This is a genomic window from Klebsiella sp. X1-16S-Nf21 (assembly GCF_002837615.1).
GTDB lineage: Bacteria > Pseudomonadota > Gammaproteobacteria > Enterobacterales > Enterobacteriaceae > Klebsiella > Klebsiella variicola.
Genome location: NZ_PJDK01000015.1, coordinates 54,739 through 71,281, shown reverse-complemented (window position 1 = coordinate 71,281; position 16,543 = coordinate 54,739). Strand labels below are relative to the sequence as shown.

General features: G+C 49.4%; 14 protein-coding genes and 5 pseudogenes. 12 read left to right on the top strand and 7 right to left on the bottom strand.

Annotated features, from left to right (window positions below):
• Positions 1-102 precede the first annotated feature (102 nt).
• The 3 genes from CW267_RS09485 (at position 103) to gap (ending at position 3,204) form a co-directional block, all read left to right on the top strand.
• Positions 103-888, top strand: a complete 786-nt coding sequence (locus CW267_RS09485; protein ID WP_012968225.1) for a MipA/OmpV family protein — start codon at positions 103-105, stop codon at positions 886-888.
• 246 nt (positions 889-1,134) lie between these two features.
• On the top strand, positions 1,135-2,115 hold the full coding sequence (locus CW267_RS09480) for a GlxA family transcriptional regulator (protein WP_047666568.1): 981 nt from the start codon (positions 1,135-1,137) through the stop codon (positions 2,113-2,115).
• Between the two features lie 78 nt (positions 2,116-2,193).
• Positions 2,194-3,204: a type I glyceraldehyde-3-phosphate dehydrogenase gene (gap, locus tag CW267_RS09475; RefSeq protein WP_046881457.1), complete on the top strand. Its 1,011-nt coding sequence runs from the start codon at positions 2,194-2,196 to the stop codon at positions 3,202-3,204.
• A 139-nt stretch (positions 3,205-3,343) separates the two neighbouring features.
• On the opposite strand, the gene CW267_RS09470 is transcribed toward gap, so the two are convergent.
• The 3 genes from CW267_RS09470 to CW267_RS09460 all read right to left on the bottom strand — a co-directional run bounded on the left by CW267_RS09470 (position 3,344) and on the right by CW267_RS09460 (position 7,446).
• Positions 3,344-4,552, bottom strand: a complete 1,209-nt coding sequence (locus CW267_RS09470; RefSeq protein WP_046619788.1) for an MFS transporter — start codon at positions 4,550-4,552, stop codon at positions 3,344-3,346.
• Between the two features lie 142 nt (positions 4,553-4,694).
• A complete protein-coding gene (locus tag CW267_RS09465; RefSeq protein ID WP_227521830.1) occupies positions 4,695-5,870 on the bottom strand; it encodes an NAD(P)-dependent alcohol dehydrogenase in 1,176 nt (391 codons plus the stop codon).
• A gap of 418 nt (positions 5,871-6,288) precedes the next feature.
• Positions 6,289-7,446, bottom strand: coding sequence for an iron-containing alcohol dehydrogenase (locus tag CW267_RS09460; RefSeq protein WP_046619792.1), 1,158 nt, complete (start codon positions 7,444-7,446; stop codon positions 6,289-6,291).
• 185 nt (positions 7,447-7,631) lie between these two features.
• Here CW267_RS09460 and CW267_RS09455 point away from each other — a divergent pair, with 185 nt between their 5' ends.
• Positions 7,632-8,525 (top strand): LysR family transcriptional regulator, encoded by an 894-nt coding sequence (locus CW267_RS09455; RefSeq protein ID WP_016161031.1) that lies wholly within the window; start codon positions 7,632-7,634, stop codon positions 8,523-8,525.
• 17 nt (positions 8,526-8,542) lie between these two features.
• Here CW267_RS09455 and CW267_RS09450 read toward each other — a convergent pair whose 3' ends face one another.
• A complete protein-coding gene (locus tag CW267_RS09450) occupies positions 8,543-9,457 on the bottom strand; it encodes an AraC family transcriptional regulator (RefSeq protein ID WP_016161032.1) in 915 nt (304 codons plus the stop codon).
• Between the two features lie 264 nt (positions 9,458-9,721).
• Here CW267_RS09450 and CW267_RS09445 point away from each other — a divergent pair.
• Positions 9,722-10,729, top strand: a pseudogene (locus CW267_RS09445) (iron-containing alcohol dehydrogenase); the annotation flags it as partial.
• On the opposite strand, the pseudogene CW267_RS31225 reads toward CW267_RS09445, so the two are convergent.
• Positions 10,679-10,861, bottom strand: a pseudogene (locus CW267_RS31225) (hypothetical protein); the annotation flags it as partial. The pseudogenes CW267_RS09445 and CW267_RS31225 overlap by 51 nt on opposite strands.
• A gap of 29 nt (positions 10,862-10,890) precedes the next feature.
• Between CW267_RS31225 and CW267_RS09440 the strand changes: the two are divergent.
• The 4 genes from CW267_RS09440 (at position 10,891) to CW267_RS09425 (ending at position 13,535) form a co-directional block, all read left to right on the top strand.
• Positions 10,891-11,988: an alpha/beta hydrolase gene (locus CW267_RS09440; protein WP_032691186.1), complete on the top strand. Its 1,098-nt coding sequence runs from the start codon at positions 10,891-10,893 to the stop codon at positions 11,986-11,988.
• 106 nt (positions 11,989-12,094) lie between these two features.
• The gene (locus CW267_RS09435) at positions 12,095-12,352 is read left to right on the top strand and encodes a hypothetical protein (protein WP_016161035.1); all 258 of its coding nucleotides are present in this window, start codon (positions 12,095-12,097) and stop codon (positions 12,350-12,352) included.
• A gap of 126 nt (positions 12,353-12,478) precedes the next feature.
• Positions 12,479-12,850, top strand: coding sequence for a DUF2255 family protein (locus CW267_RS09430; RefSeq protein ID WP_016161036.1), 372 nt, complete (start codon positions 12,479-12,481; stop codon positions 12,848-12,850).
• Positions 12,851-12,932: 82 nt separating this feature from the next.
• Entirely contained in the window at positions 12,933-13,535 is a 603-nt protein-coding gene (locus CW267_RS09425) for an NAD(P)H-dependent oxidoreductase (protein ID WP_100781024.1), read from the top strand.
• Positions 13,536-13,551: 16 nt separating this feature from the next.
• Here the strand turns inward: CW267_RS09425 and CW267_RS09420 are convergent.
• A pseudogene (locus CW267_RS09420) lies at positions 13,552-13,716 on the bottom strand (IS3 family transposase); the annotation flags it as partial.
• A 180-nt stretch (positions 13,717-13,896) separates the two neighbouring features.
• Positions 13,897-14,115 (bottom strand): annotated as a pseudogene (locus CW267_RS31565) (alpha/beta hydrolase); the annotation flags it as partial.
• Positions 14,116-14,224: 109 nt separating this feature from the next.
• Here CW267_RS31565 and CW267_RS31560 point away from each other — a divergent pair.
• The 3 genes and pseudogenes from CW267_RS31560 to CW267_RS09400 form a co-directional block, all read left to right on the top strand.
• Positions 14,225-14,489, top strand: a pseudogene (locus CW267_RS31560) (ISNCY family transposase); the annotation flags it as partial.
• A 404-nt stretch (positions 14,490-14,893) separates the two neighbouring features.
• Complete coding sequence (locus CW267_RS09405; protein ID WP_012541719.1) at positions 14,894-15,349, top strand: MarR family winged helix-turn-helix transcriptional regulator; 456 nt, start codon at positions 14,894-14,896, stop codon at positions 15,347-15,349.
• Between the two features lie 15 nt (positions 15,350-15,364).
• Positions 15,365-16,543 carry an efflux RND transporter periplasmic adaptor subunit gene (locus CW267_RS09400; RefSeq protein WP_012968224.1) on the top strand — a complete coding sequence of 393 codons (1,179 nt, stop codon included), beginning with the start codon at positions 15,365-15,367 and terminating at the stop codon, positions 16,541-16,543.

The following is a 16,543-nucleotide window of genomic DNA, read 5'->3' as shown; positions in this document are numbered from 1 at the left end:
AACACTATCCCGACGATTCATTGATTTTGCCAAATCATACTGCGCCAACATTTTGTGGCAGCTCCTGCCTCAGGAGAAGCCGGCGTCTGTGAGGAGAACAGTATGATAGCGATAAAAAAAGCCCTGTATATGACCGTACCGCTTTTGACGGCCATGACATCCTGCGTACAAGCAAATGATGACACTTCCTCCGGCACCTTCACCATTGGGCTGGGAGGCCACTACACTCCGCGATATTCAGGTTCAGACAAGCAGGTATGGCAGGTGGTTCCTGTACTTCAGGGGCGTAACGGCGCATTTTTTATTGATACGCAGAAAGGGGTGGGATATGACCTGCAGAACGCCAGCGGCTGGTACTTCGAACATACGCTGGGATACGATCTGGGTAGGGCGGATAAAAACGCCAGCTGGCGGGCAGGGGCAAATAATCTGAAAGGGATGGGAGACATTGACGCCTCCCTGAACACGGCCCTTGCCGTCGGCTGGCAGGCGCTTTCGTGGCTCAGTGTTGAAGGTAAAGCGACGCTGCCTTTAACGGACAGCCAGGGGGTAAGCTACCAGGCATCCTTGACGTTGCTCCCTGTACAAACTGACCATGACACGGTCGCCTTTCAGACGGCGGCCCTGTTTGGCGACAACCGTTACCTGAATACCTGGTATGGGGTGGATCCGCAGCAGAGCCAGCGCTCAGGTTATAGCCGCTATTCAGCACCGGGGGGATTTTATGGCATAGACAACAGTCTAACCTGGAGTCACCAGTTTGATGCCCACTGGGGCACGCTCCTGAGCGCTGACTATACCTGGCTTGGGGAGCATGCAAATGAGAGCCCGATCGTGTTACGACGTAACGAGGCGGCACTGACAGCAGCTGTCATCTGGACATTTTAGGGCGGAGAAAGCGCGGCGTGCGGTTTGTCGGGTTAGCATTGAGTGAGTCGGCATTGTTTGGCAGATACGGAACCAGAAACGAGACATGATGTTAACGGCGCCGGAAGACCTGGTGCGGTCCTCGTGTCCACTCTTTCCGAGCCTTCAGATTTTTACATCCATCGGAATCCAGTGCTCTCGACAGTAAAATTTATTCTTTGAGTTTGTCCTGTTGACTTATTTTGTAAAAAGATTACTTTTTATGACATGAAAAAGATACTTATTATTGTACCCGATGGCGGCATGCTGTTTGAATCCGCCGGTATTGCTGACATTTTGATGCAGGCCAACCGCCTGCACCCGGAAGGTGCCCGGGAAATCTGCTACCAGGTCAAGCTAGCGACAACTCAACCGCATCAGGTTATCCATGGTCAGTCCGGTTTAAATCTGCTGGCCGATCATCGCCTGCATGAGATTGACCCGCGTGAACCCCGCGATACCATCATGATTACTGGCAGAGGTCAAAACCCGCAGGAAGGGATGGCGGTGGTTGACTGGCTGCGCCTTGCCGCTCCCCATGCCCGCCGCATAGCCTCCATTTGCGGCGGTGCGATGCTGCTGGCGCGAACCGGACTGCTGGACGGCAGACGGGCCACTACCCACTGGAAACTGCTGGAAACCATGCAGGCGGAATTCCCGCAAGTCCGCGTCGAGGGCGGGCCGCTCTATATTCAGGACGAACATATCTGGACCTCTGGCGGGGTCAGTTCCGGCTTTGATCTTACGCTGGCGCTGGTTGAAGAAGATTACGGATTCAGCGTGGCGCGCGATATCGCCCAGGACTTCGTCATGTATCTGCGTCGACCCGGAGGGCAGCTACAGTTCAGCCGCTATAACCTTCAGCAGACCACCTCCCAGGGGCCGATTAACGATCTGCTGGCGTGGTTGCTCGAAAACCTCACCGCCGACCTCAGCGTAGATAAGCTGGCGGAAAAAGTCGCCATGAGTCCGCGAAATTTCACCCGCGTCTTTACCCGGGAAACCGGCGCTTCCCCGGCGCGCTACGTCGCGGAAGCCCGCCTGGCCGCCGCACGGCAGCGTTTGGAGCAGACTAACGAGACGCTGGATCGTATCGCCGAGCAAACGGGATTTGGCAGTAGCATTAACCTGCGACGATTGTTTGAAAAACAGCTTAACCTCACTCCAGGTGAATATCGTCAACGATTTCACTGCCGTAAAATGGCGTAAAGTGATCCTTTTTTGTCATTTACGCCACAACCTATCCGTCCTAATCTGACTCCAGAGATAATAGATAAGGAGTCAATTATGGTAAAGGTCGGTATTAACGGTTTTGGCCGTATCGGACGCAATGTACTGCGCGCAGCACTGGATAATCCGGATATTCAAATTGTGGCAATCAACGATTTGACGGACAGCAAAACGCTGGCGCATCTGCTGAAATATGACTCGCTGCTCGGTAAGCTGGATGCAGAGGTCACCGCTGGTGAAGGGGGGCTTGTTGTTGATGGTAAACCCATTACCGTATTCAGTGAACGCAACCCGGCGAGTATTCCGTGGCGTCAGCGTGAAGTCGACATTGTTATTGAGGCTACAGGATTATTCACTGACCGTGAAAAGGCGGCTGTACATATCCACAGCGGTGGTGCGAAGCGCGTGATTATCTCTGCCCCTGGTAAAAACGATGATTTAACCATTGTGATGGGCGTTAATGAGAGTCTCTACTCCCCGGATAAACACTACGTGATAAGCAACGGAAGCTGCACCACCAATGGTCTTGCACCTGCTGCGCAGGTCCTGCACCAGCATTTCGGTATTAAACATGGTCTGATGAACACCACCCATGCCTACACCAACAGCCAGGCGCTGCACGATCAGCCGGAAAAAGATCTGCGCGGGGCTCGCGCCGCAGCATTGTCGATTGTTCCTTACTCCAGCGGCGCAGCGAAGGCTCTGGGTAAAGTTATTCCTGAGCTGGATGGCCGTTTAACGGGCTACTCGCTACGCGTCCCTGTGCCGGTGGTGTCCATTGTTGACCTGACCGTCACGCTTGAGCGAGATGTGACGGTCGAAGAGGTGAACAATGCTTTTCGCGAAGCTGCCGCAACGGGACCTTTGAAAGGGATCCTGGGTTATAGCGATGAACCGCTCGTCTCCAGCGATTACCAGGGAGACCCACGCTCGTCGATTATCGACGGCCTATCAACGCTGGTGATTGGCGGTAATATGGTCAAAATTCTGGCGTGGTACGACAATGAATGGGGATTCTCTAATCGTCTCGTTGACCTGGCATTGATGATGGCAAAGCGTGAAAGCTAATATTCATAGATTAAACATAACAAATCTATTTGACCGCGATATAAAAGCATAAATGCCCGAGAGAGCATTTATGCTTTCGGTGAAGAACGGAGTTGCGATATGTTGTGGCCAGGTGCTCCCTAGGAGGCTAAGCGACGATTCATACAGGTACTGTTCTTAGCTTTGAGGTCCACAGAGTCAATATCGCTGAGAAAATAAGTATTCCTGCACTCAACGCAAATGTACTTTGAAAACCAAACTGATCAAACAAAATCCCGCCCACTGTAGACCCCAGTGCGATTGAAAACTGAACTGTTGCTACCATAAGACCGCCCCCTGATTCTGTATCTGACGCAGTGGCACTGGCAACCCAGCTCCACCATCCTACCGGTGCAGCTGTTGATAACACGCCCCAAAGTCCCAACAAAACACAGACGGTAGGAATATTGTTACCCATAGGGATCAGGATTACAGCGACTGAAGCCATGACAAGTGGTATCCCAACCAGTGTCTGATAAAGGCGATTTTTGATCACAAAACCAATCGCTGTCGTTCCGGCAAGTCCAGCTACCCCAATCAGTAACAATATTAGCGTTACTGCATCAGAATTAACTTTCGTGACATTCTCCAGAAACGGTCGGATGTAGGTAAACAGAGTAAACTGCCCCATGAAAAAGATACCGGCGGCACACATACCAACCGCGACATTCTTTTTTCGTAAAAGCGAGGTAACAGATGACCCGGTTTTACCAGATTTGCCGGGCTCCATAGAAGGAAGGCTTATCCATTGCCATACAAACGTAATTATTGCGACAGGTACTAAACACAGAAAAGCTCCACGCCAGCTTATGGCAGCCGTAAGATAACTTCCAAGTGGGGCTGCCACTACGGTTGCCAGGGCGTTTCCTCCATTGAACACGGCCAGGGCACGCGGTACCTTACTAATGTGCACCAGTCTTACTGCTGTAGCGACTGACATTGACCAGAATCCTCCAATGACAACACCAATCATAGCTCTCCCCAGCATATAGATAAGATAATTGGGGGCGAGTGCGACTAATACGGCAGATAATCCCATCAGAGCTGTCAACGCCAGTAAAAGAAACTTTCTGTTCAGTGTTCCGGCTAGTCTGCGTATGCTAAGACTTGTAAATACGGCAAAAACACCTGAGATTGTCATTCCCTGACCAGCTGTACCTTCCGTTATCCCTAAATCATGGGCAAGTGGAGTTAACAGACTGACAGGCATGAACTCTGAAGCGATCAGAGCAAATACGCAGAGTGAAATAGCGAATACACCATTCCAGTTAGAATTATCTGAAGTATCATTCAAAGATGTTTGTTCTATTTTTGAATGCTTTTTTGTCATCGTCAGTACCTTTAAAACGGGCATTGGAAAAAACGGGGCCACCGGCCCCAAAAAGAGGGTTAAAATTAAAAAGAGAGGATTAACATGAACATCACAACGTCAGTGGACTTATGAATCTGGAAAGTGTTACATATTCCTGATATCACATCGTCGACGCATCTATAACATAGCGATATCGGGCTTTCTTATTAAACACGTTATCCCATGCTTCATTAATTTGCTCTGCCTTGATTATCTGGATGGTGGGTAATATTTTATTTTCAGAACAGTAATTTACAACTTCCTGAGTTTCTTTCATGCCGCCAATCATTGACGCATTGAAATTAACTCTTGATGCTGCAAGACCAAGCGCATTGAGTGTAATCTGAAAACCTTCTGGCATGCCGACCTGGGTGAAAGTTCCGTATGGCTTCACAACTGATGCGTAGGCTGCGACGTCGAACTGATAAGGGATCGTGGAAATCATATAATCCAGACTTCCCTGATAAGCCTTCAATTTGTCAGAACTATCGACCACAATTACTTCTTTGGCCCCGAAGGAAAGAATATCGTCAACTTTCGATGGCGTAGTTGTGAATGCATATACCTCCGCTCCTTTAGACACGGCAAGCTTTATGGCCATATGGCCCAGACCACCAATTCCGGCCACTCCAACTTTCATTCCCTTGACGATACCAGCCTTCATGAGCGGTGAATAAGTGGTAATGCCTGCACAAAGCAAGGGTGCAGCTTCCTGGAAGGTAATGTTTTCAGGAATATGAACAGCAAAATGATCGCGCACCACGATGTTTGTGGAATACCCTCCCTGTGAAATTCCCGTGGGAGAATCGCTTTCAGGGAAACCATAAGTGAAGACAGTAGCTGGACTGTATTGCTCCGTGTTCTCAAGCTGCATCAGCTCTGAGTCTGGAAGAGTGCTGTTGACCATACATCCAACGCCTGCTCGATCACCGATCTTGAACCGGGTGACATTCTTTCCAACCGCCGCCACAATGCCTACGATTTCATGCCCTGGAACCTGAGGATATTTTTGGACCCCCCAGTGTCCTTTCATCTGATGGATATCAGAGTGGCAAATACTTGCATATTTAGTCTCAATCAAAATATCGTTGTCACCAACTGCTCTGCGTTCAAAGGACCAGGGCGAGAGTTTTCCGGAAGTGTCAAACGCTGCATAACCGCGAGTTCTCACTCTGGAACCATTTACATCAGCGGCAAGTAAACCAATTGGACTGCTCAGCAACACACCGGCTCCTATGACAACCCCAGAACGAACAACAAATTCGCGACGAGTCAGATTTTTTTCTTCATCCATCATTACACTCCTGCTCATATTTTTGACCGGGTTTGCTTTCCGCTTCTGAAAGGAAACCGAATGTATGCTAATAATGGTTAATCCCGGCAAGTTAAATTTTCCTGGAGGCCAGGAAAACGCCAGCGTACTTTCAGATAAATTCATCTGTTAAGTGAGCAGATAACAATTTACAGGCTTGAGGTAACATAAAATACACAAATACTTCAAATTACTTGCCTGATCCTCTGAGGATTGCATTGGTAGATCAAGTCTGTGGTGCGGTGACAATGAAGGTACAGTCTTTCGCTAATACGGAAATGAGTCCGGCATCTGACACTACTTCTCTTCTCAATGCAGATAATAAATTGATTATTATGATATTGCGGTATTCCAGCTCACCACCGTCATAGATTTAGCCTGCGAAAATCGCAGGCTATACTTATTAAAGCGCCATATTCAATAAGGCCTCAGCCTCTCTGGCCGTAATTTTTCCATGCTCACCCAAGGCAATGTGACCATGTTCTTTTAACTTACGAATAACTTCTGCAATGGCTTCATCCCCTAAATCATAATCAGAGAGTCTGGTTTTAACCCCCAGTTGTTCAAAAAAAGCGACCGTGGCATTGATAGCCTCATCGGCCATTTTTTCGGTATCAGATGCGGGAATATTCCAGACCCGAGCACCGTACTGAGCCAGCTTCTCAGATTTTTCATTTTTGCAGTAGCGCCACAGGGCAGGCATCACAATCGCCAGAGTGCGGGCGTGGTCAATGCCATACAAGGCTGTAATTTCCTGACCAATCAAGTGAGAAGCCCAGTCTGTCGGTACACCGGCACTTAACATCCCATTCAGGGCCATTGTAGCCGCCCACATGATATTCGCTCTGGCGTCGTAGTCTTGAGGATTTTTAAGGGCTGTCGGGCCTTCTTCTTTCAGCGTATTGAGCAATCCTTCCGCCAGGCGGTCCTGCACCTTCGCGTTTACCGGGTAAGTAATATATTGTTCAAGTATATGGACAAAGGCATCCACAACCCCGTTTGCGGTTTGCCGCTCAGGCAGCGTGTAGGTAATTTCCGGTTCAAGCACGGAGAACTGCGGCATAACGCACGGAGATGCAAAAAAGAGTTTATCCTGCGTGGTGGCACGATTAATCACAGCCGTGTTATTCATCTCGGACCCCGTCGCTGCAAGCGTCAGTACGCATCCAAAAGGCAAAGCCTGTTTCACTACGCTGCCATAGCTGGTGATAATTTCCCACGGATCATTTTCATAAAGAGCGGCCGCGGCGATGAATTTTGTACCATCGATGACTGAACCACCGCCAACGGCCAGGAGAAAATCAATTTTTTCCGCTTTGACAATCTCGACCGCTTTCATCAGGGTTTCGTAATGTGGATTGGGTTCAACCCCACCAAATTCAAAAACAAGGGTGTTTTTAAGGGATCCTTTTATGCGTTGCAGAATGCCGTGTTTTATTACGCTGCCTCCGCCATAGACGATCATGACCTTTTTATCCTGCGGGACTTCCTGCGCAAGTGCAGGGATTTGGTCATGCCCAAACAGAATTTTTACCGGGTTGTGATAGATGAAATCTTGCATAACTGTTACCTCAGGATCAGAGCCACAAACGCGTTATCAGTGTGATGACACGCTCACTATTGATGATGTGAAGGTAACATTTGATATAAAATTTATTAATCAGCATTTATTTCACTTACTCGTGAAAAATATTTGATAATTAATCATTGGCTGGTACGCTGGCTTCTCCCTTGGAGGAGGTGAGTGTGGATGAACTGAAAGTTTTTTTAAGCGTGGCCAGACTCAAGAGCTTTACTAAAGCGGCAGCAGAGATCGGTGTGACGCCCTCAGCTGTCAGCCATACAGTAAAATCCCTGGAAGAAAGGCTTGGGATCAGGTTGCTGGCCAGAACCACCCGCAGTATCTCCACCACAGAAGCGGGTGAAAGGCTGATCAACGAAATTGGCCCCTTGATGGAGCAGGTTGATGACGCAATAAGTCGGCTGAGTGAGCTTCGTGAAAAGCCCACTGGCATCATTCGCCTTACGGGTTCAGATGATGTTATCCAGTACCTGATCCGCCCGGTGCTGCCTGACTTCCTGAGCCGCTACCCTGACATTCAGATTGAAATCGGAATTGATTATGGATTTACCGACATCGTTGATCAGCGTTTTGATGCGGGGATCCGCCCCGGAGATGCGCTGAATAATGATATGATTGCCGTTAAAATCAGCCAGGACTGGCGGCAATTGATTGTTGCAGCACCGGATTATTTTCAACGTTATGGCAAGCCTAAAAAACCGCAGGATCTTTTGAACCACAACTGCATCAACGTCCGGTATTCCGACACGAGTGGTTTGTATGCCTGGGAATTCGAGAAGGAAGACCAGAAGTTCAGCCTGAAGGTGAAGGGGCAATATATTGCGAACAGCACGGTACATCAGCTTGATGCCGCTCTTGATGGCCTGGGCGTAGCCTGCCTTCCAGAATATGTTGCGGATGAATATATCAGAAACGGCAGGTTGATGGCGGTCCTGACCGAGTGGTGCCCCTGGTTTGAGGGCTACCACATCTTTTATCCTCACCGCCGACAGGATTCTCCCGCCTTTATGGCTTTCCTGCAAGTTTTGCGCAACCGGTACAATAACAGGATAAGGTAAAATACATGACGATAATACTAAAGCTTACCAGCTGACTTTCTCAGCACGGTTATATCCCTCTTGGGTGATTCCCCGAACATCCGCGTATATTCCCTGCTGAAATGGGACAGGCTTTCGTAACCGACAGCATAGGCTGCTGTGGTGACATCGTAATGTTCATTCAGCATCAGTCGCCTGGCTTCATTGAGGCGCAGCCATTTCTGATACCGTAGCGGGCTCATTCCCGCAAGCTGCCTGAAGTGTTGGTGGAAAGAGGGTGTGCTCATTTGCACCCGACTTGCCAGTTCTTCTACGCGTAAAGGTGATGCAATATTGGTCTTTAACCAGTCAATAGCTTTACCGATACGGTAGCCATGGCCGTCTACTGCTGCAATCTGTCTGAGATGATCGGACTGATCGCTCATCAAAAGCCGGTAATGTATCTCCCTTTGAATCAGGGGCCCGAGAACAGGAATGGCTTCAGGCTCGTCAAGCAAAGAAAGCAGACGGCAGAAAGGCTCCAGCAAAACATCAGTAATAGTTCCTATACCGACACCCGTTCCCGCGTCTCGTTTTTTAACCGGCGGCAGGCTTCCCTGTGCAATTAATTCCATCAGTACGCGCTGGTCAAGTTTATAGGCTACGCCCACGCAGGGACGGGATGTCGAAGCTTGTAATACTTCCGAGCTGGCAGGCAGGTCAAGAGAGGTGATCAGGAATTTTTCCGCATTGTATTCGTAAGGTTCACCACCAACCCACATGATCTTCGCGCCATCGGCCACCAGAACGATACTGGGAGGGACCAGGCAGCTTACCGGAGGAGCGGGTTCGTTTCGGCGGAACAATTCGAGACCTTCTACGGCTGTAGGGAAATCACCGGTGCCGGGTGTGCGCTGAGCTATATCGACCGAAAGTTCACCCAGTAGTTTTTCAACCGACTTGTCAGAAATCATTCTGTAATGCCTCACATTTGTTACGTTTTTTGACGTTAACAACTTAGCAGCTATGAAAATTGAAATACACGCTTTGAGATCAGGTTCAGAGGATCAGGCAAATAATGCAGAGTATTTTAATAACACCTTTCATTAAAGACACTCAAAATAACAACACTGAAATGAGGCAGTGTCCTGTAAGTCAGGGTTCACCGCGAGCAAATTTAAACCGTTCAGGTTAAAGCCATTTTTAACTGCCAGACAGGTTATCCGGAGGAGAAATACGTGAAAGAGTTTACTTTCTACAACCCAACCCGAATCGAATTCGGTTCCGGAAAAGAGAATACTATCGGTGCACACATTGCCAGTGCTGGCGCACGTAAAGTCCTGCTGTGCTACGGAAGCGAACGTATTAAACGAGAAGGCCTGTTCGCTACGGTCAGTCAGAATCTTGCCGATAACAGCATCGAGTATATAGAACTTGGCGGTATCGTAAGTAACCCGGTGATATCCAAAGTCCGTGAAGGGGTGGAACTGGCGAAACACCATAACGTGGACGCTATCCTGAGCGTTGGCGGCGGCTCCGTACTTGACAGTGCTAAGGCTATTGCGGCCGGTGCACATTATAAAGGTGACGTCTGGGATTTATTCGCTGGTAAAGGCGAGCTTTCCTCTGCTTTACCTTTGTTTGCCATTCTGACCCTGGCCGCAACGGGAAGCGAAATGAACCCGTATGCCGTTGTCACCAATGAAGAAACACATGAAAAATTATCGATCGGTAACGACTACACGCGTCCGGTGGTATCCGTACTGAGTCCGGCACTGATGGCGGGCGTCTCCCGCGATTACCTGGTCTATTCTGCCGCTGATATCATTTCACACCTTATCGAAGTGTACTTCACCGCAACCGTTCAGCCTGCAATTCAGTCGCGTCTGGTTGAAGCACTCCTAAATACGGTAATTGAAACCACACAAACGCTCATCGCCAGTCCGGATGATGAAGCTGCGCGTGGGGAATTTGCCTGGGCTGCAACCCTTGCTCAAAACGGTTTGATCCTGTCAGGCTGTGCCGGATTCAGTTATCCGAATCATGCAATCGAGCACTCTTTATCCGCACTTTTCAACGTTCCGCATGGGGCAGGGTTGTCCGTTGTTATGCCCGCCTGGATGAAATGGTACAAAAACCGAAATACACCGCAGTTTGAGCGTTTCGCAAAATATGTGTTCGGACTCAGTTCGGCAGATGACGGCATCGCAGCGCTTGAGAAGTGGTTCGAAGAAATTGGTACGCCAACACGTCTTGAACAGCTGAACATCAGGGAAGCAGATCTGGCCGCTATCGTTGAGAACGTCCAGATCAATGTCAAAGCGTTTGGTATTGCCAGTGATTACCCGCCGGAAGTTGTAACTGAAATACTCATGCATGCTGTCTGAAACATATCCCTCAATATCCAATGAAAGGTTTTAATATCATGACGCTAAAATCTTCAACGCGCTTTTTTAATGGCGCACTCCTTGCCGGGGCGATGGCTCTGATTTCAACAGAAGCTGCGGTCGCCCAGCCTGCACCAGGCACAGCAGATTCTTCAGTCCGTCTGGTTCAGACGTGGGATAAAACTTTCCCAAGGAGCGAAAAAGTGGATCATCAAAAAGTTACTTTTAAGAACCGTTACGGCATTACGCTGGCCGCTGATGTATATCTTCCTAAAGATCGCGGGAACAAGAAGCTTGCTGCGCTTGTGATTTCCGGGCCATTTGGCGCGGTAAAAGAGCAGGCTTCAGGTCTTTATGCTCAGACCCTGGCAGAGCGCGGATTCGTGACGCTGGCATTTGATCCGTCTTATACCGGTGAAAGCAGTGGTGAACCCCGCAATATTGCTTCACCTGATATCAATACCGAAGACTTTATGGCCGCAGTCGATTTCATTGGACTGCAACCTTATGTGGATCGTGAACGTATCGGTGTCATCGGTATCTGCGGCATGGGTGGGATTGCCCTGAACGCTGTTGCCGTGGATAAACGCGTAAAAGCGGTCGTTGCCAGCACCATGTATGATATGAGCCGCGTGATGTCGAAAGGATACAATGACAGCGTAACGCCGGAGCAACGCGAGCAGGCGCTGGAGAAGATGAGCCTCCAGCGCTGGGAAGATGCGGCAAACGGTAAACCTGCATACCAGCCAGCCTATAATAAACTGAAGGGCGGTGAAGCACAGTTCCTCGTGGACTATGCGGACTATTACATGACCAAACGCGGCTATCATCCCCGAGCCGTCAACTCTGGTAACTCATGGTCTGTGACAACGCCGATGGCCTTCATGAATTTCCCGCTCATGACCTATATTAAGGAAATTTCTCCGCGCCCGATCCTGTTCATCCATGGTGAAAAAGCGCATTCGCTTTACTTCTCCAAAACGGCTTATGAAGCTGCAAATCAACCAAAAGAGCTTCTGATTGTTAAAGATGCCACACATGTCGATTTATATGATCGTATGGATAAGATCCCATTCGATAACATCACTGCATTTTTCAACAAAAATCTTAATAAGTAAGCCATAGCATCGTCCGGTGTTTTCAGATGCAGTGTCTGTGCGACAAACGACAGACACTGCTCTCTTAGCATGGGGTGTTGGGTATTCCCCCTATAGAGCGTGCCGAATGGATACTAAACAAACGTTTTCACTTAGCTATGATGACCTGACCGGCGAATGCGTGAAGATGATAAAAGAACTTCAGACAAACGCAGACAGTCTTGATGGTATTGGATTTGCGCTCGAACAGGCAAAAATACAGGCAGTGCTGGTACTCTGGAGTCGACTGGCAACCGCAGGAAAGGCATGCCAACTCAGTTTTATTATGGACCGCCAATATATTATTCAGTTGATAGCCGGTAATACCGTCGCTGAGATGCATTAATCCTAATTCAAATAACAGCCACTCTGCTGTTACTGGTGAAGCAGGCTCTAATTTCTCATGCAACATTAATTTATCGAGTTAATGGTGCAAGAGAAAAAAACAGCCGATATGAAAAAGGAGAGGTTTATGTTCTGGAACTCTGAAGTATTAACAAGAATAGATGCGGCCGATGACCTTAAAATCGCTCCGTATCATCCCGATATGAATACGACCGGTACGCCGACATGGATTTGGGAAGTGAAGGTGGATAACCGACTTTTCGTCCGAGCCTATAGTGGTACCCGTTCAAAATGGTATCAGGCTGCATTGTCCCAGCAGGCGGGTAAGATACTGGCTATTGGACAGGAGTTCGACGTCCTGTTCGCAAAACCATCAGACCCTGAGCTTGAAAGTAAAATAGATCAGGCTTACCAGAAAAAGTACTCCGGCAGCAGCTATGTTTCCGCAATGACAGGGACACGCGCCAGAGCGGCCACGATTGAGATTTTACCTTCGTGATTTCCTGTCAAAGTGATACTGCGTGTTCTGTGAGGCAAGATCTGCCTGTTTAACTTTAATTTCCCTGAAACTGGAGGCAAGTATGAAACCACTCTTTCCGGGCCTGCCTGTTAAAATGCTGGCGCTTTTTCTGCTGGTCTTAGTGATCCCCCTAAAAGCTGCCATCAGTAAAGAGAAAAGCCATATAAGGACGCTTGTAATCGTTTCTCATCCGTATCCGGAGCGGTCCGTTATGATTAAAGGGCTACAGCAGGCGGCTGAGAGCGTAGATGGAGTCACTGTTCGTAACCTTGAAACGCTCTATGGTTTCGATACGCGCAAGATAAACGGTGATGAGGAGAGGCGTATCACACGCCAGAATGACAGGATAGTATTTATCTTTCCCACTCACTGGTTCAATATCACCCCAATGATGAAAGCGTATATGAATGACACATGGGGTAGCGTTGGCCCGGATTTATGGAAGGGTAAGGAAATGCTTATTGTTACTACTGCTGCCGGTGATGACTCAACATACGGAAAAAATGGCAGAATAGGTACCGAGCTTGCCGATGTTTTCACCCCCATGAAAGCCAGTGCATTACATGCGGGCATGACATGGCTCCCGCCACTTGTTTTTCAGGGGGTGAGAACCAGCCAGCTGCCTGAATACCAGCGCCAGCTGATTGAACGCCTGACAAAGTAGAAATCCGCCTTCACAGAAGGCGGCTCTTATACTGGCGACTGGTATAGTGGCTGTCTTTGACGCTATGGAGCAACACTCCTGTTGGCTTACCCCGAAGCTCCCAGGCCATCTGCAACGCTTTGACCGTGAGTGCTGAGCCCGGCGACGTCGACATGGCCCAGCACACAGGTTTACGGGCGAACTATGTGAATCATTTGTAGGGGAGGGCATATGTACTCCCGATGCAAAGCGTCCATGCTCGCTCAGCGGAGTACTGAACCTCTATAAGGAAATGAGCGTGTTGAACAAGAAATTCCTTTCCCTGATACAGTATGTGGCCGGTTGCAACCATATGTCTCCTGCAGAGGCGGTAGATGGATTGCAGGTTAGCTTTGAAAAAAGCTTCCAGTTTATCAAACGGGATTTTTTCCGGATTATCGTGCAGGTCAACATGTTCGGCATCAGGTACAATGAGCAGCTCTTTAGGATTACTGGCGGCTTCGTAAACGTCCTGAGAATTATAAAGCGAGTGCGCATTTTCACCTGCAACCAGCATGATCGGACGCGGGGTAATATCTAAGACCATGAAGTAAGTTAACAATCAACACGATTTAACATAATATACATTATGCGCACTCATATTATGGTGGCTAAGTTGTAAGGTTTTCTCCTGGATAAGTTACTCGTAGATTCAGCATCGATAGATTCTGATGACGGCTCATGCGGCGGAGTTTTTTGCTTTGGATAAAGTTAACCGACTCAAAGTTATTAGGACGTTATCGTTCGGCGTCTGACTACACTTGATGGCCACACAGCGCCTGAGCATATCTGACAGCCTGTGCCGATGCCTTCTGTCGCGTTACCGTGAATCTGGCCCGCTGGGTATGGCTAGCCGTCGTCGTTGAAAACCCAGCAATAACCAACGACCTGATGGTCTTGCCCGGTACGTACTCAATATTATCAGCTTGAGATATCTGACAGACACTGCCGACGGTTGTTGGAGCGCTATCGTGAACACGGGCCGCTTTCACTTGTTAACCGTCGTCGTAGCCAGCCTGGCAACCGGCAACTGAGAACGTGTACTGCGTACTATCCGCGAACATTACGCTGATTTTGGTCCGACAGTACGCAAGCTGATGACACAGACTGCTTTATGGAACCCTGGCAAGTTACGGCCGCGCGTACATCAATCACGCCTGCGTCGGGCCTGTACCCCAGAGCGCATCCAAATTGATGTCTGCGGGCATCACGGGTTCGAGTGATCGTAATTCGCTTATCGCCCTCCTCCATTTGTCAATATGTGTGCTTTCTGTTGACCTAATTTGACAATTGGTGACCAGGCAGTAATTATCATGTTAATTACTGACCAGGCAGCTATCATGAATACCCCAATCGACTCTTCCCATAAAAACCTGCATCTGGGTTTGCTGTTCCATCTGGCAAACCAGTTTAAGGACCTGCTTATCGGCCATTACTTTGCCGACAGCGGCATTACCGCACCGCAATTTAAAGTATTGATTAATATATTTAAAGGTAACACCAGCCCGGCAGAAATCTGCAAGAGCCTGCAGATGGATACCGGGGCAATGAGCCGTATGGTTGCACGTATGGTGAAGAACGACCTGATCGAGCGCCGCCCGAATCCGCACGACAAGCGCCAGGTGATCCTGGCCCTGACGGCAAAAGGTCAGACGCTGTGCAATACGTTTCAGAATGAAGCACTGAATACCATCCTCGCGGACTTAACGGCGCGTCTGACGCCCGAAGAATCCCGGCAGCTCGCAGATATTCTTATCAAAATGCTGCCCGATGAATTCACGGCCCCCCATCGCTAATTAAGGTCACCGGTTATGTCTATGGAAAATAACGCGCCTCCCTCTGACAAGCGCCCAGGCAAGCGTACAAGAAACTTCGCCATTTTATTACTGATCCTGATCCTCGCGGCAGGAGGCTGTCTGGCCTGGTATCTGCTTTATGCCCGCTATTACGAGAGCACCGACGATGCTTACGTCAACGGAAATCAGGTCACCCTGACACCGCAAATCACCGGTACCGTGACTCAGGTGACCGTGGATGAAGGCGATTATGTCGAAAAAGGCCAGCCCCTGGTTCTGCTGGACCCAAGCGATACCGCCATCGCCCTGCAGCAGGCTGAAGCCAATCTCGCCAGCACAGTGCGTCAGGTGCGTGGTCTCTATAGCACTGCCGACAACTACCGTGCACAAGTTGCTGCCAAAAAAGTAGCCCTGCAAACAGCGAAAAGTGACTACTTGCGCCGGGAAAAAATTGTCAGTTCCGGCGCCATTGCGGTGGAAGATCTGGCGCACTACCGTGATGCCGTGACCAGCGCGCAAAGCGATTTACTGGCTGCAGAGCAAGCGCTCAAAACCAATCAGGCGATGGTTGATGACACCGTGGTGGATAACCATCCTGAAGTCAAAACCGCCGTTGCGACGCTGCGCCAACGCTATCTCGATAACTCCCGCAGCACCATTGTTGCGCCCGTCAGTGGTTACGTCGCTAAACGTGCTGTGCAGCTCGGGATGCGTGTCACCTCCGGCACCACGCTGCTTGCCATCGTGCCGCTGAATGAAGTGTGGGTGGATGCCAACTTTAAAGAGAGCCAAATGCAGAACATGCGCATTGGGCAAAAAGTAGAGCTTAATGCGGATCTCTATGGCGATAACGTGAAATATCACGGCACCATCGAAAGTCTCGGCATTGGTACCGGTAGCGCATTCTCACTGTTGCCAGCCCAGAACGCCAGCGGCAACTGGATCAAAATCGTCCAACGCCTGCCGGTACGCATCACGCTTGACCCACATGACATGCAGAAGCATCCGCTGCGTGTGGGTCTGTCGATGAACGCTGAGGTGGATATCCGCAATCAGGGTGGTCACCTTCTGCCACAAAAAACCGTCGAACAGCCGCGATTCCGTACCGATGTGTATGAAACGCCAATGGAAGCAGCCGATAAACTGGTGGCGAAAATCCTTCATGACAACACCAGCGCTGTAGCCCAGCGCTAA